Consider the following 14,628-nt stretch of genomic DNA (forward strand, 5'->3'; position numbering starts at 1 on the left):
TCATCCCAGCGGCTGTTCGAGAGGCATCACATGTCCGGGGAGATCGAGCACAACCTTCCGGTGATGGAAGACGATCCGTACTCTGCCGAGAATCTGGCCGACCCGTATCCCTTGTTCAAACGGATGCGTGACGCGGGCCACGGTGTCTGGCTGGAGAAATACGGAGTACCCGCCTTTACTCGATTCGACCTGGTCCGTGAAATCCTCGTCGACCATGCCACGTTTCTGTCCGGGGCCGGGGTCGGACCGCGGAACTATCACCACCAGCCGCCTTGGCGGAAGCCGGGGATCCTGGACTCCGACCCCCCGATGCATACACCCCTGCGTACCGCCATGGCCGATGTCATCAGCCCGCGGAACATGCGGATGCTACGGGCTGGATTCCAGACCTTCGCGACCGAGCTCGTGGACCGCATCCTCGATGAACGCGAATTCGACGCGATCACGGACTTCGCCGAACAATTCCCGCTGAGAGTATTCGGAGACGCCGTCGGGATCCCCCGGGCCGGGCGCAAGGAGAACCTGCTCGCACACGGCGCGATGAACTTCTCGCAATTCGGCCCCGAGGACGCCCGCTACGAGCAGTACATGGCGGCCGGTGCGCACACCGTCGACTGGGTGACGAACGCCTGCGCGCGGGAGAACCTCACCGCTGACGGCCTCGGTGCCAAGATCTGGGCACACGCCGACGCGGGAGCGATCGAACCGGAGGAGGCCGCGGTGCTCGTACGCGCGCTGCTTTCCGCCGGGCTCGACACCACTGCGCTCTCGATCGGCAACACCGCAGGCTGTCTGGCGTCGAGCCCGCAGCAGTGGGCGCGGCTGCGGGAGAACCCTCGACTGGTCCGGTTCGCCATCGACGAGGCGCTCAGGTTCGAGTCACCGTTCCAGTCCTTCTTCCGCACCACGTCCCGGGCAGTGGATTTCCACGGCGTGCGGCTGGCGGAGGACAGCAAGCTGGTCGTTTTCCCGGGCGCGTCGAACCGCGACGAACGCCGATGGGGTTCCGACGCCGACCAGTACGACGTGGAGCGGCAGGCGGGTGGGCATCTGGCATTCGGCATGGGTATTCACCAGTGCGTCGGTCAGCCCATCGCACGGCTGGAATCGGAGGTCCTCTTCGGCGAGTTGGTCAAGCGGACCGCGTCCATCGAGCCGTCCGGACCACCGGTGCCGTTCCTCCACAACACACTTCGCGGATGGGTATCGCTTCCCTTGCGGGTCGTCCCGGCGTAAAGCAGGCGTCGCCGTCCATCGCAGCAGGCCAGGCCGGGCACCCGGGCTCCTACTATTGCCGTGTGGAGGAGAGAACGGAACAACACCAGACCTCGTTCAGCCGCGGGCTGGACGTGCTGATCGCGATCACACGCAGCGGTCAGGCCACGATCGCGGAGATCGCGGAGGAACTGGCGATCCCGCAGAGCACCGTCTACCGCTACGTGCGCACCCTTCGCCGATACGCGCTGATCGAGGAAGCACAGGGAGCGTATCTGTCCGGCTGGCGCCTCATGGATCTCGCCGGACAGCATCTCCCCCACACCCGGCTGGTGGAGGTCGGCACGTCGTATCTGCAGGAGCTGACCCGACTCACCTCGGAGACATCGGTGATCGCCGTCAGAGCCGGCTCACAGGGCCTCTGCCTGAGACAAGTGGTCAGTCCGCATCCGGAGCGACACACCTTCTGCGTCAACCAGCTCCTTCCCCTGCACGCGGGCGCCGGCCAACGTCTCCTCCTCGCCCACGCGCCGAAGCCGATCGTGGAACTCGTCATGACACGCCTGACCTCCTACTCGGCGAACACACCGGGCAGAGAGGAACTGCCCTCGCTGCTGGCCCAGGCACGCAGGACGGGATTCGCCGTGTCCGAGAGCGAGTTCCAGCCCGGCGCGGTGGCCGTCTCGGTCCCCGTCGTCACGCACGGGGAGGTCGCCTGCTCCCTGACTCTCGCGGGACCCACCTCCCGCTGCGCGTCCGAGCGATGGAAGCTCCGCGCACTCCGTCTGCTGCGCACAGCGGCCACGGACCTGGGCCACGACCTCGACCTCGACAAGACCTCGGACGACTGACAGCCCCGTTTGCCTTCACACCAATGTGAAGGTTGCAGCATCTCTTCCCGGCCCGCAATCGCGGAGCTCTGAGACGTCCCAGGTCGTCGAGCTTTCGCCTCGGCGCGTCAGAGAGGGAAGAAGAAGTGAGCAGAGTCCAGGACACGATCCTCCGAGCGCCACGAAAGGATCGCCTCCCCAAGGAACGCCTCCCCATCGCAGCACTCATGTCGCTCTTCACCGCAGGCTTCATCACCACACTCACCGAGGCCCTGCCCGCGGGGGTACTCCCCCAGATGAGCCATGCACTGGGCGTTTCCGAATCGGTGGCCGGGCAGACCGTGACCATCTACGCCGCCGCCACGATGCTCACAGCGATTCCCGTGGCCATCGCGACGACGAACTGGCCGCGACGGCACCTTCTCGTGGTCGCGCTCATCGGCTTCCTCGTCGCCAACCTGGTCACCGCGATCTCCGTCGACTACATGGTCACGATGGCGGCGAGATTCATCGCGGGCGCAGCGTCCGGCGTGACGTGGAGCCTTCTCGGCGGCTATGCGCAGCGCATCACACCGGACGCGCTGAAAGGCAGGGCGATGGCTTTCGCTTTCGCGGGCACACCCGTCGCCCTCTCCTTGGGTGTTCCCGCCGGAGCGTTTCTCGGTCGGGCGGTGGGCTGGCAGGTGACCTTCGGCCTCATGTCGGCGCTGACCGCGCTCCTCATCATCTGGACCATGTGGAAGCTGCCGAACGCCCCCGGCCAGGCGGCCGGCGAGCGGTTGCCCCTCGGTCACCTCTTCCGCATACGAGGTCTGCGCACCATCCTGGTCGTCACGGGCGTGTACGTGCTCGCTCACACCATCCTCTACACGTACATCGCGCCCGTGCTCGCAGGAGTCGGGCTCGCGGACCAAGTGCAGTGGATTCTCCTGGACTTCGGCATCGCCTCGATCCTGAGCATCTGGCTCACCGGTGTGTTCGTGGACCGGCATCACCGGCGCCTTGTCATCCTCAGTACGGTGTTCTTCGCCTCGGCGGCGGTCGCGCTGACTCTCTGGTCGGGGAACGCGATCCTCGACTATGTCGCGGTGGCGGCATGGGGACTCGCGTTCGGCGGTGCCGCCACCCTGTTCCAGGGGGCATTGATGGCGGCGTCACGCGAACACGCCGATGCCGCCCAGCCGTTGATGGTCACGATGTGGAATGGCGGAATCGGCCTCGGCGGTCTGCTCGGTGGCATCCTCCTCGCCGGCCTCGGATCCGCCTCGCTCATGATCGTGGTGGCGGCCCTCGTCGTCTCCACGGTGATCGTCGTCTCCCTCGCACGCAACCACGCATTCCCGCGCTGAGCGCTTCGACGGCGTCCGCACGACGAGCAACTTGAATGTGATGAGCATTCAGCGCGAACAAGATCAACCGATTGAGGACGGTGAGTGCGATGGCCACGAATACCGACGTCAACTTCTATTTCGATCCGGTCTGTCCATTCGCGTGGATGACCAGCAAGTGGATCCGGATCGTCCAGGCGCAGCGGGACTACCACGTCGACTGGCGGTTCATCTCACTGCGGCTGATCAACTCGCACATCGACTACGACTCCCATTTCCCGGCGGAGTATCTCGCCCAGCACACCGCGGGCCTGAGACTGCTGCGAGTGGCATCAGCGGCCCGGGAGGAGCACGGCCGTGAAGCGATCGGCCCGCTCTACGAGGCTTTCGGCGCCCGCGTCATGGAGACCTGGCCCGACGAAGGCCGCGCCCCCGGCTGGCAGGGCGCGCCCGACCTCGTGGCCGACGCCCTCGCCGAAGCCGGCCTGCCGACTTCTCTCGTCGACGCACTGGACGACACGGCTCGTGATGTCGAGATCCAGGCCGAGTCCGACGAGGCGCTTGCGCTGACGGGCAGGGACGTCGGCACGCCGATCGTGCACTTCGAACCGCCAGAGGGCGTCGCCTTCTTCGGCCCCGTGATCAGCCGGCTGCCCGACGAGGACCAGGCGGGAACTCTGTGGGATCACGTCATCGGCCTCGCCCGGTTCCCCGGCTTCGCCGAACTCAAGCGCAGCCTGCGGGAACGTCCCCAACTGCCCTCGTTCGGCGTCGCGGCACAGGAGGCGGGCAGGACCGAGGACTGGCACGCCGGCAGCCGCAGACTCAAGAAGTAGGTGTGCCCGCCTGTGGTCAAACGACAGAGCTAGTGCTTGGGGAGCCGGTCCAAGTAGTCGTCCATGGCCTGAAGGTTCTTCGAGAGGCAGGCGACACGCTCCGCCATGCGACCGCGCTCCTGTCGTACTCGGCTCACGAAGTCCGGAGCCGGATACTGGGAGTTCGCCGCCTCGGCCAGGCAGGGCAGCACAGCTCTGATGATCTCGGTCGTGAGTCCGGCATCCAACAGGCTGCGAATCTGCTCGACCCTCGCCACCTGGAACTCCTCGTAGTCGCGATAGCCGTTCTCCTCACGTCGCGGCTGGAGGAGTCCCTGCTCCTCGTAGTAGCGAAGCAGCCGCGAAGAGACGCCCGTCCGCTCTGACAGTTGTTTGATCCTCACCGCAGCTCCTGGTCCGCGATTCGCCTTCTCACCAGTGTCGACGTCGACAGCTGCGCCAGCCCTGCGGCGCAGCTGTCGACCGACGCTCCCAATGTTACCGAAAGTTCGGTAACATTGAAGAATGGCGCGTCCCCCCTCCATCGATGAGGCCCAGCTGCTCGACCTCCTTGTGCCCGTGTTCCGGGAGAAGGGCTTCGACGGCACCGTGATCGGTGACCTGTCGGCAGCCTCGGGACTGCAGCGGGCGAGCCTCTACCACCGCTTCCCCGCCGGCAAGGAAGAGATCGCGGACACAGTCCTCACCAAGGTCGGTGAGCGCTTCCTGTGGATCCTGGACCCGATGCAGTCGGATTCCGACATCGCGCGAGGGATAACGGAGACCGCGCGCCGCCTGAAGGACTTCTACGGCGCCGGAGCGCTGTCGTGCGTCCTCGACACGATGACGCTGGCGGGAACCCCCCAGAAGGTCCGCGATCACGCCCGCGCCCTCGCCGTGACGTGGATCGACGCGATGACCGATGCCGCTCGGCGCGCCGGCCGGCAGCCCGAAGACGCCGCGCGAGCCGCCAAGGACGCGTTCCTACGCATCGAGGGAGCTCTGGTGCTTGCTCGGGTGCTCGGCGACACGGAGCCCTTCACCGAAGCCGTGGGCCTCCTGCCGAGCCTGCTGATGCCCGCGCACCAGCCCTAGAGCGCTTCATCTGGATCATCGGATCGTCCGTCCTGCGTACCGCCATTGCCTGATGCCCAGTAGGCGCTGAGCGGGCATTCATTGCTTGAGCGAACGGTGCGGCGAGCACTGTCTTGCAAAATTACCGAACGTACGGTAAATATGAAGGTGTTCATCCTGTACGACCTTGAGGAGCACCTTTCATGAGCAGCAAGACCGCAGTCGTAGTGCTGTCCGACCCGTCGACCGGCACCGACGAGGCGCTGGGCCGCGTGTTCGACGCCCTCGCCACGGCCTGGGAGTTCGCGCAGGGCGGTGAGGCCCTGGTGCTCTTCCAGGGCACGGGCACCCGCTGGCCCGCCGTACTGGCGGACCCGGCCCACCCTGCGCACGAGCTCTACACGGCGGTGAAGAAGCAGGTCGCCACCGTGGCCTCCTCCGGCTGCACCACCGTCTTCGGCGCGAGCAAGGGCATCGAGGACGAAGGGATCAAGCAGATCGGTCAGAACCAGGCCCCCGGCACCCCCGGAGTCGCGAGCATCCGCGAGCTGGTGCAGTCCGGCTACCAGATCCTCACCTTCTGACGCATCCGAGCGGGCGGAGATGATCCGCCCGCTCGTCCGGGACGCCTCCCTCCTGAGGAATCGGCGCACGGCACTTATCCCAAGGACTCGGCCCTGGCCGAAGCACCATCAGGAGATCTTCATGGCAGTTTCGGAACTGTTCAAACCGCTTACCCTTTCGCATGGCGCGGAAATGCGGAATCGCTTCGTTCTGGCACCGCTCACCAACCAGCAAAGCGCGCGCGACGGATCCGCGTCGACATTTGATCTGGATTGGATCGGGCAACTGGCGCAGAGCGACTACGCGTTGATCCAGACCTGCGCTGCCACGGTCGAAGCCGGCGGCATAGCGTTCGACCGCCAGTTGGGCATTCACAGCGATTCCCATCTTGCCGGTCTGACCAAGATGGCGGATCTGATCCGCGACGGCGGGGGCTTGTCCACGGTCCAATTGCACCACGCCGGCCACCGCGCTCGACGGGAACTGGGAGGAATTCCAGCCCCTGCCTCCGGCTCCACGGTCCCGGGAGTCAAGGCACTGACAACTGAAGAGGTGGAGCTGGTTCGCGACAGCTTCATCGAGGCCGCACAGAGGGCAGAACGGGCAGGGTTCGATGGCGTTTCCGTACACGGCGCCTTCGGTTGGATCCTGTCGGAGTTCATGTCCCCCTTGCTGAACGACCGCACCGACAAGTACGGCGGCAGCACGGAGAACCGGGCCCGCCTCACCCTTGAGGTCATCGAGGGTATCCGCCGCGCATGCGGTCCTGAATTCCAGATCGGTTGGCGCTTGTCGGTCGAACGCTACGGGTTGCTCCTGGAGGAACTTCGTGACATCACGGCCGAGATACTGGATCGAGAACTGATCGACTACCTCGACCTGGCCCTGTGGGACTCTGCCCAGACCGTTCAAGAAGGAACATTTGCGGGGCAGACCCTGCTCAGCGTTTTCACCGACCTGCCTCGCAAGGGTGTCCGTGTGGGGGCGGCGGGCAAGATCATGAGCGCCCAGCGCGCCGGGCAACTCCTGGAAGAGGGATGCGACTTCGTCGTGATCGGCCGGGCAGGAATTCTTCAGCGGGACTTTCCCAGGCAAGTACAGAAAAACCCTCAGTACGAAAGCCCGAAGCTCCCGGTGACGGCGCAGTACCTACGCGCGGGCGGATTGAGCGAGCGTTTCATCAACTACCTCCAGGGATGGCAGACCTTCGTCTACTGAAGACCTCCATACCGTCGGAGCGAGTCCCGGCTCTCGGCAGGCGCTTCGCCGTGAGCACTCTTGCGGGATCCCGCCCACACGGTTCGGCAACGAGTGCAAGTCGCTGACACCACCACATCGTGAGGAGCAGACATGAAGCCGTATCACCGCGGCGAGTTGGCGGTGCAGGAGAAGGCAGGCCTGACCGACAGGGCCAGAGCGGTCTCCGCCGCCTTCATGACAGAGATCCCCGACGTGGCCGAAGCCTTCCTGGCGAGGCAGCCGATGCTGGTCGTAGGCGCGGCCGACGAGCGTGGGGAGCTCTGGTCCACTCTCCTGACGGGAGATCCGGGTTTCATCACCGTCAGCGGCCCTTCCTCCTTGACCGTCGCGGCTTCGCTCTCGACCGGCGATCCTCTGTTCCGCACGCTCTCCGAACCGACTCACGTCGGCATGATCGCCCTGGACCCGGGCATGCGGCGGCGGATCCGTATGAACGGCACGGCGCACCCCGTCCAGGGCGGTCTGGAGATCGAACTCGATCAGGTCTACGCCAACTGCCCGAAGCACATCCAGAAGAGGGTGCCGGAGTGGCACTCAGTCACCCCCGACGGTCCGGTCGAAGGCACTGCGCTCACCGACGAGGACATCGCGCTCGTCAACAGAACGGACACCTTCTTCATCGCCACGGCGGACCTGGACGGCAACGCCGATGCCTCCCATCGCGGAGGCAACCCGGGGTTCCTCAGAGCGATGGATGCCCGTCACCTGCGCTGGCCCGACTACGTCGGCAATTCGATGTTCAACACGCTCGGGAACCTCGAAGTCAATTCCCGCGCGGGGTTGTTGATCCCGGACTGGGCCACAGGGACCGTTCTGCATCTGACGGGGACGGCAGCTGTCGACTGGAATCCCGGCCACGCGGCCGCTCTGCCGGGAGCAGAGCGCGTCGTGGACTTCACCGTCGAGCGACTCGTCCGGATCACCAATGGCTCTCCGCTGCGTTGGGGTGCTCCCGAGTTCTCCCGCTTCAACCCGCCGACCACGTAAGGAACCAAAGCAGCACCGAGCAAGCCGTCACCGGCTTCGAAGTGCGCCCGGCAGGCACCCCTCAGAACATGGTGTTGTCGTTGTCGGAGGTCTCGGGGACGGCCTGGGTGACGTCCCGGTGTTCGACGATCTTGCCGTTGCGAACCCGGAAGAGGTCGACGACCGCGTTGCCGCGATCGACAGGGTTCGTCTTGTCGTTGAGGACGATGCCGTGCGGTGGGGGGCAACGGCAGTTGAGTCAGCGCCGCTTCCTCTCCCTTCCCTGGGGCATACCCCCTGCTCCCTACTGTGGCTGCCCCCACCTGCGGATCGCCTGCCTGCCCGAGTGACCCCGTCACGGCTGATGCCTAGCGTTGTGGCGCATGGCACCCTCCCTCTTAACCTCGGCGCTGGGCAGACGCACCGGCGTGGCAGTCCTGTTGGCGGCCGTCGTCGTGCCCGTCGCTCCGGCTGCCGCACAGCCGCCCGAGGCCCGACAGCACGCCATCTGCGGACCGCACGACGAACTGCGAAAGGCCCTGCGCACACTCACCGAACGCGACCGGATCACCGGTGCCGCGGTCCTGGTCACCGAAAGCAACGCGCGTGCCTCCTGCGGGAGTTGGACCGAGACCGCGGGGACGGCCGACCTGCGCACGGGCCGCCCCATGAACGTCACCGACCGGCTGCGCGCCGGCAGCATCACCAAGACGTTCACCGCGACGGTCGTGCTCCAGCTCGCGGCCGAGAACGTGGTCGAACTCGACACTCCCGTCGACCGCTACCTGCCCGGTCTGATCCGGCACAACGGCTACGACGGTCGTCGCATCACCGTGCGGCAACTTCTGCGGCACACAAGCGGGTTGCCCGACTACCTCGACGCGCCCGAGTGGGAGCATCCCGAACGTCTCCGGTACCGCCACTTCGAGCCGCGCGAACTTGTGGCCCGCGCCCTCGATCTACCGCGCCCGCACGGCAAGTGGCACTACGCCACCACCAATTACCTCCTCGCGGGCCTGATCATCCGGGAGGTCACAGGGCATTCTCCGGAGGCGGAGATCACCCGTCGCGTGATCCGGCCCCTCGGGTTGCACGACACGTACTGGCCCGGGGACGCCACATCCATCCACGGGCCGCACTCGCGCAGCTACTTCACCGACGAGGACGGCCGTCTCGTCGACGGCACCGCCTGGAACACGACCTTCGGCGGGGTCGGCGGCGCGCTGGTCTCCACGCCCGCCGACCTGGCCCGCTTCGTCACCGCGCTTCTCCACGGTCATCTGCTGCCCGCGGACCAACTGGCCGACATGCGGCGGACGGTGGCCGCCGACCCCGACCGGCTGTGGCCCGGCGCTCGTTACGGGCTCGGCGTCATCGCCTCTCCGCTGCGCTGCGGCGGACTGTGGTGGGGACACGCGGGGACCGTGCCGGGAGGCCATCGGGCGCTCACCGCGGTCGGGCCCGGCGGACGGAGCGTCGCCGTCGCGCTCAATCAGGTGCCGGACACGCTCCAGGCCGAACAGGACTTCCAGGAAGTGGTCCAGGCCGCCCTCTGTGAAGGGCGGCCTTCCGCAGGACGACAGCCGACAGAAGGGGAACATCAGTGATCCGCCCAGCCCGCTCGCCGCAGTGCGCTTCGAGGACGACGAGAAGGACCGCTTGGGGACTGGCCGCTGCCGCGCTCGCCCTCCCCCTGCTGCCCGTCACGGCCCTCCCCGCGCAGGCAGCCGACTCCGACTCCCTCGCCCGCTACCACCACCAGCGCCTCGACTGGAAGAGCTGCGTGCTCGGCCCGCAGGACACGACCGGAAAAGAGCTCGAGCAGGCGGGCGCCCAATGCGCCGATGTGACCGTGCCGTTGAACTACAGCGACCCCGGTGGCCGTACGATCACCGTCGCGATCTCCCGGATCCGTGCCACCGACACGGCCCACCGCGTCGGCCCGCTGCTGCTGAACGGCGGCGGCCCCGGCGGGCAGACGCTCGGTGACCCGCCGTGGATACGCGGGGCGATGAAGGACGTCGGCGGACGGTACGACGTGGTGGGTGTGGACCCCCGCTTCGTCGGCCGCAGCACCCCGCTGGACTGCCACTGGCCGACCGGCTCCGCGTTGCGCGGCGCCGGCGTCGACCGGGCCGGGTTCGACCGCGTGACGGCTTTCTCGGAGGACCTCGCCCAGCGCTGCCGACAAAACGCGGGCGACGTGCTGCCGTACGTCACCACCCGCAACACCGCGCGCGACATGGACGTCATCCGCGCGGCGCTCGGCGAGCGGCGGATCTCCTACCTGGGGTACTCGTACGGCAGTTACCTGGGCCAGGTGTACGCCACGATGTTCCCCGGCCGCACCGACCGGGTGGTGCTGGACGGCGTCATCACGCCGGACCGGTACGGTCCGAGGCTGTTGCGGGGCACCGAGAAGGCCAACCGCCACGCGCTGGAGGGATGGGCCTCCTGGGCCGCCGCCCGTGACGCGACCTACGGCCTGGGCCGCACCCGCAAGACTGTGCTGGCGGCCGTGGACCGCGTCCAGGCCGCCGCGGCCCGCACGCCGTTGCGGCTGGGCACCTACCGGGTGGACGAGCACGTGGTGCCCATCATCGTCATCAACGGCCTCTCGCAGGACAACGACGCCGCATACGGGGACTTCGCCCAAGGGATACGGGATCTGAGCCGCGCAGCAGGCGGGCACCAGGTCACCCCGTCCCCGTGGCTCGCCGACGCTCTCGCGTTCGTGCTGACCGGGGCCGACTCCCACTACGGCAGCGTCCAGATGGCGATCCTGTGCGGTGACAAGGCCGCACCGCGGGATTCGGAGGTCTACTGGCGTGACATCCAGCGCGCGCGTCTGCTGGACCCGCTGATCGGCCCTGTCACCAACAACCTCAACCCGTGCGCCTTCTGGGACTCGCCCCGTGAGCGCCCGACCGCCATCAGGAAGGACCTCCCCGCCCTGCTCGTCAACGCCACCGGAGACCCGCGCACCACCTACGACGGCGCCACAGCGGTGCGCCGGGGGTGGCCGTCCGCCCGCCTGGTCACCCTCAAAGGCGCCGACCAGCACGCGGTGTACGGCGTCTACGGTGCCCCGTGCGTCGATGACACGGTCAACGCCTACCTCGCCACCGGCCGTCTTCCGGCCACGGACGTCACGTGCGCCGCACGCACCCGCTGAACACCGCGCTGAGCCGCTTCAGTTCGACAAGGTGAGCCAACTCGGCGTCGCGACACCCTCTCCGGGCGACCGGCAGGAAACACCTGAACGCCGGGTCAGTGACCGGCGCGGTCGTGGTGTTCCTCTGCCGGCGCCGGCTGGGGGTCAGGCGTGGGGCTCGTCGGTGGCGTGCGGCGGGTGTTGACGGCGGGGGCAAGGAAGATCGCGACGGCTACGAAGGCGAGGACGACGGTCATCGCTGCGCGCAGGCCGTAGCGGTCGCCGAGGAAGCCCAGGCCGGGAGGTCCCACCAGGAAGGCGACGTAGCCCATCATCGCGACGAGGCTGACACGCGCGGCCGAGTCGGGCCCGGAGTCACCGGCGGCGGAGAGCGCCAGGGGGAATCCGAGGGACGCGCCCAGTCCCCAGAGAAGGACGGCCGCTCCGGCGACAAGTCCGTTGTCGACGAAGATGACGCCGGAGAGGCCGAGGGCGGCGGAGATCGCGCTGGCACGGACGACAGGAGTGCGGCCGTACCGGTTGATGAAGAAGCCTCCGCCGAAGCGGCCGATGGTCATGGCGGCGGCGAAACCCGTGTAGACGGCGGATCCGAGGGCGGGGTCCATGTCGTGTCCGTCGACCATGAGCAGGGGCAGCCAGTCGTTGGCGGCGCCTTCGGCCAGCGCCATCGTCAGGATGATGCCGCCGATCAGCAGCAGGCGTCGGTCCTTCCAGACCGCCGGGCGTTGCGGCCTTTCGGCGGTGCCGGTCTGCTTGGTGGTGGGGGTCTTGCCGACAGCGTGGGGGATGGCCCGCAGGGCGTAGGCGAACATCGCCGCGGTGACGAGCGCGATGGCGCCCAGGTGCCACTGCACGGGGAACCCGACAGCGGTGCACACGATGCCGAGCGAAGCGCCGACCACGGTTCCGAGGCTGAAGAATCCGTGGAGTGTGGGCAGGACCGTTCGACCGGTGATCTGCTCCACGTCGGCACCGTCGACGTTGACCGCGACCTCGCCGCCGCCCATGCCGGCGCCGAAGAGGAAGAGTCCCGCCATGACGACGGGCGCGGACGACCACCACGCTCCGCAGCCGATCACCACCATGCTGAGAATGACGAGCGCAGTCCCTACAGCCATGACTGGTCGAGTCCCGAACTTCGCCACCAGCGTGCCGGAGCCGAGGACACCGAGCATGGAGCCGACCGAGAGGCCGAACAGGACGATGCCCATCTGCGCGGTCGAGGCGCCCAGTTGGTCTCTGATGTCGGGTGTTCGCGTCACCCAGGAGGAGATCGACAGACCCGGCACGAGGAAGAAGAGGAACAACGCCGTGCGGCGGCGGCGTGTGGCCAGGTCCATCACTACAGGTCGATCCAAACGTGCGGCAGCGGAGGACATAGCGAATCGAAGAAAGTACGTACAAACGTACATCTCCGCGTCAGGTGAGGAAAGGGGAGCTTCCACAGACAGGAGCTGCACGTCGAGGCCTTGGTGCGACTCGCGGACGCGATGCGTCAACCGGCAGCGCGCTCGACTCGGTTCCTCTTGCCGGTGCGCTCGCACTGCAGCCTGTCACTGCCCCGGAAGTTCGCCTTTGGGCTGACGTGCCGCACCTATAAGGAACTTGAACGCGCTCCGCACTCAGCAGGCGTCGCGTCCGTATTGGGAGAGTGGCCACCGGTATCGGCCTGATACAACCGCATATCTTGCAGCCAGGCCCTTTTAGGTCGGAGATGGGCATTTCGTTTCCGGCGGAAGACTCCCTCGCCGTATATGCCACGTCGCCTTGAAAGCGGTATAGTCCCGACGTCAAATGCCGGTGATTGCACGCCAGTTGCTCTTCCTTCCCCGAAGTGGAGGCCAGGTCACCTCGCGTGTCGCGTGATGAGCGCAGCTGCAACTCGGTCCTCCGCCGACCGTCTTGGCCAATCCCACGAGAACCTGCCACAACCTGGTCCCTTTCCCCCCACGCTTTCCCCGCAAGTGACCCGGATCTCTCCTCGTCTCCGACCCATCTCGTCGAAAGCCTCCCTCTTTCGTGGCCATCACCGTGCGCGAGAATCTGCCTGCCGGTCGGCATGCCGCCGTTCCGCCCGGCAGTCTCTTTCGGCGCATCTATGCTCCACGCGCGGGTGACGCGCTGGCGTTTTCCATGGCGACGTACGCCATGCCACTGTTGGTCCTCACCATTACCGGTTCGCCGTCCTTGACGGGCCTGGCGTTCGCGTTGGAGTGGACTCCGCGGATCGTGGCGTTCGTCCCGGCCGGCCGTGCCGTGGACCGTCGGGGCGCGGCGATCGTCTGCTTCATCGCCTCTCTCGCCCGCGCCATGGTGGTGGCAGGCGCGGCGGTCGCGGTGCTCATGCTTCCGCGGGGCACGGAGGAGACCGCGGTCGTGCTGAGTCTGGCGGCCGTCACCGGCACACTCTCCCAGTTCGGTTTCGTCGCCAATGAAGCCGTCGGTGCGATCGTCACCCGGCGGGACACAGCGCGGCCTCATGGCATCCAGGCGGTCCTCGTCGGCATCGACCAGACGGCCGCGGTCGTCGGTCCGCTGATCGCCGGTTTCCTGCTTCTGGCGGGGCCGGGATGGATGCTCGGGTGCCTGAGTGCGCTGTCCTTGGTGGCCGCCGTACTCGGTCTGCAGACTCCCCCGACCCCGCTGCGCGCCGCACGTACCGACGCCGCGGGAAGCAACAGTGCGCTGCGCCTGGGCCTCAATACTCTGCTGACGCTTCCCGTCCTGGGCTGGCTGGTGGCCGGGCTGGCCTGTTCCAACCTCGCCCTCGGGCTGCTCCAGTCGGCCAGCCCTGTGATCGTGGTGGAGACCTTCGGGCGTTCTTCCGCCGATGTCGGCGCCATGTGGTCGGCCGCCGCCGTGGCGACCCTGCTGGCGATCACATGCTGCCGTTTGGCGGTGAGCCGCATCGACCTGTGGGGAGTGGGCATGGTGTCGGCGACGCTCGCCTCCGCCGCGTGTCTCGCCCTTGCCGAGGCTCCGTCCTTCGCCTCCTACACCGTCCTCATAGCGATCTTCATGGCGGGCGACGGTGGCCTCACGGTCGTGTTGCGCACGGTGCGTTCGCTGATCATCCCTGTCACCGCGCTCGGTGCCACTCTCTCGTTGACGATGCTGCTCCTTCTGCTGCCCTTCCCCGTGGCGGGCATCCTCGTTGCGCTCACCCCGCCACCGCACCTCGGCAACGTCATCCTGGTCTGCGCTCTCGTACAGGCCGTCGCCCTGGCCGTCATCTTCGTAAGGCTCCGCAGGGAACCCATCCTGCGCCTGGTCGCCGGCAGACAGTGAGGAACACGCATGCGCCCGACAATGGGAGTCGGTCGGCGCCGCCCAGTCGCTCTCCGTGCCGGACCCCGCGACATCTGGTACCGCACTCGGTACCGGGTGCGGTACCTTGCGTT

The 14,628-nt window shown here is 67.2% G+C and carries 13 protein-coding genes and 1 pseudogene; 11 read left to right on the plus strand and 3 right to left on the minus strand.

Features of this window, described 5'->3' with window-relative positions:
• The first annotated feature begins 30 nt into the window (after positions 1-30).
• From ACWD5F_RS05255 to ACWD5F_RS05270, 4 genes are all read left to right on the plus strand, one after another.
• Entirely contained in the window at positions 31-1,236 is a 1,206-nt protein-coding gene (locus ACWD5F_RS05255) for a cytochrome P450 (RefSeq protein WP_451251254.1), read from the plus strand.
• Positions 1,237-1,298: 62 nt separating this feature from the next.
• Entirely contained in the window at positions 1,299-2,066 is a 768-nt protein-coding gene (locus ACWD5F_RS05260) for an IclR family transcriptional regulator (protein ID WP_451251256.1), read from the plus strand.
• A 32-nt stretch (positions 2,067-2,098) separates the two neighbouring features.
• Entirely contained in the window at positions 2,099-3,394 is a 1,296-nt protein-coding gene (locus ACWD5F_RS05265) for an MFS transporter (protein WP_451251258.1), read from the plus strand.
• Positions 3,395-3,483: 89 nt separating this feature from the next.
• Complete coding sequence (locus ACWD5F_RS05270) at positions 3,484-4,209, plus strand: mycothiol-dependent nitroreductase Rv2466c family protein (protein ID WP_451251260.1); 726 nt, start codon at positions 3,484-3,486, stop codon at positions 4,207-4,209.
• 29 nt (positions 4,210-4,238) lie between these two features.
• Here ACWD5F_RS05270 and ACWD5F_RS05275 read toward each other — a convergent pair whose 3' ends face one another.
• Positions 4,239-4,592, minus strand: coding sequence for a MerR family transcriptional regulator (locus ACWD5F_RS05275; RefSeq protein ID WP_401714602.1), 354 nt, complete (start codon positions 4,590-4,592; stop codon positions 4,239-4,241).
• 121 nt (positions 4,593-4,713) lie between these two features.
• On the opposite strand from ACWD5F_RS05275, the gene ACWD5F_RS05280 reads away from it, so the two are divergent.
• The 4 genes from ACWD5F_RS05280 (at position 4,714) to ACWD5F_RS05295 (ending at position 8,073) form a co-directional block, all read left to right on the plus strand.
• Positions 4,714-5,283, plus strand: coding sequence for a TetR/AcrR family transcriptional regulator (locus ACWD5F_RS05280; RefSeq protein WP_451251261.1), 570 nt, complete (start codon positions 4,714-4,716; stop codon positions 5,281-5,283).
• 182 nt (positions 5,284-5,465) lie between these two features.
• On the plus strand, positions 5,466-5,846 hold the full coding sequence (locus ACWD5F_RS05285) for a hypothetical protein (RefSeq protein WP_401714606.1): 381 nt from the start codon (positions 5,466-5,468) through the stop codon (positions 5,844-5,846).
• A gap of 121 nt (positions 5,847-5,967) precedes the next feature.
• Positions 5,968-7,044 (plus strand): NADH:flavin oxidoreductase, encoded by a 1,077-nt coding sequence (locus tag ACWD5F_RS05290; protein ID WP_451251264.1) that lies wholly within the window; start codon positions 5,968-5,970, stop codon positions 7,042-7,044.
• A gap of 162 nt (positions 7,045-7,206) precedes the next feature.
• The gene (locus ACWD5F_RS05295; protein ID WP_451252268.1) at positions 7,207-8,073 is read left to right on the plus strand and encodes a pyridoxamine 5'-phosphate oxidase family protein; all 867 of its coding nucleotides are present in this window, start codon (positions 7,207-7,209) and stop codon (positions 8,071-8,073) included.
• A 61-nt stretch (positions 8,074-8,134) separates the two neighbouring features.
• Here the strand turns inward: ACWD5F_RS05295 and ACWD5F_RS05300 are convergent.
• Positions 8,135-8,257: pseudogene (locus tag ACWD5F_RS05300) on the minus strand (nuclear transport factor 2 family protein); the annotation flags it as partial.
• A gap of 178 nt (positions 8,258-8,435) precedes the next feature.
• Between ACWD5F_RS05300 and ACWD5F_RS05305 the strand changes: the two are divergent.
• Positions 8,436-9,659: a serine hydrolase domain-containing protein gene (locus ACWD5F_RS05305; RefSeq protein WP_451251266.1), complete on the plus strand. Its 1,224-nt coding sequence runs from the start codon at positions 8,436-8,438 to the stop codon at positions 9,657-9,659.
• Complete coding sequence (locus tag ACWD5F_RS05310) at positions 9,656-11,227, plus strand: alpha/beta hydrolase (protein WP_451251268.1); 1,572 nt, start codon at positions 9,656-9,658, stop codon at positions 11,225-11,227. Before ACWD5F_RS05305 ends, ACWD5F_RS05310 begins: the two co-directional genes overlap by 4 nt.
• Before the next feature lie 95 nt (positions 11,228-11,322).
• Here the strand turns inward: ACWD5F_RS05310 and ACWD5F_RS05315 are convergent, their stop codons facing one another.
• Entirely contained in the window at positions 11,323-12,567 is a 1,245-nt protein-coding gene (locus tag ACWD5F_RS05315) for an MFS transporter (RefSeq protein ID WP_451251270.1), read from the minus strand.
• A gap of 679 nt (positions 12,568-13,246) precedes the next feature.
• On the opposite strand from ACWD5F_RS05315, the gene ACWD5F_RS05320 reads away from it, so the two are divergent.
• A complete protein-coding gene (locus ACWD5F_RS05320) occupies positions 13,247-14,515 on the plus strand; it encodes an MFS transporter (RefSeq protein ID WP_451251272.1) in 1,269 nt (422 codons plus the stop codon).
• Positions 14,516-14,628 lie beyond the last annotated feature (113 nt).

This window comes from Streptomyces sp. NPDC002499, from assembly GCF_053595415.1.

Bases quoted from the DNA above. Each gene is read 5' to 3' on its own strand.
- ACWD5F_RS05255 (WP_451251254.1), top strand. From the start codon at position 31: ATGTCCGGGGAGATCGAGCACAACCTTCCGGTGATGGAAGACGATCCG.
- ACWD5F_RS05270 (WP_451251260.1), top strand. From the start codon at position 3,484: ATGGCCACGAATACCGACGTCAACTTCTATTTCGATCCGGTCTGTCCA.
- ACWD5F_RS05280 (WP_451251261.1), top strand. From the start codon at position 4,714: ATGGCGCGTCCCCCCTCCATCGATGAGGCCCAGCTGCTCGACCTCCTT.
- ACWD5F_RS05285 (WP_401714606.1), top strand. From the start codon at position 5,466: ATGAGCAGCAAGACCGCAGTCGTAGTGCTGTCCGACCCGTCGACCGGC.
- ACWD5F_RS05290 (WP_451251264.1), top strand. From the start codon at position 5,968: ATGGCAGTTTCGGAACTGTTCAAACCGCTTACCCTTTCGCATGGCGCG.
- ACWD5F_RS05305 (WP_451251266.1), top strand. From the start codon at position 8,436: ATGGCACCCTCCCTCTTAACCTCGGCGCTGGGCAGACGCACCGGCGTG.
- ACWD5F_RS05315 (WP_451251270.1), bottom strand. From the start codon at position 12,567: ATGGACCTGGCCACACGCCGCCGCCGCACGGCGTTGTTCCTCTTCTTC.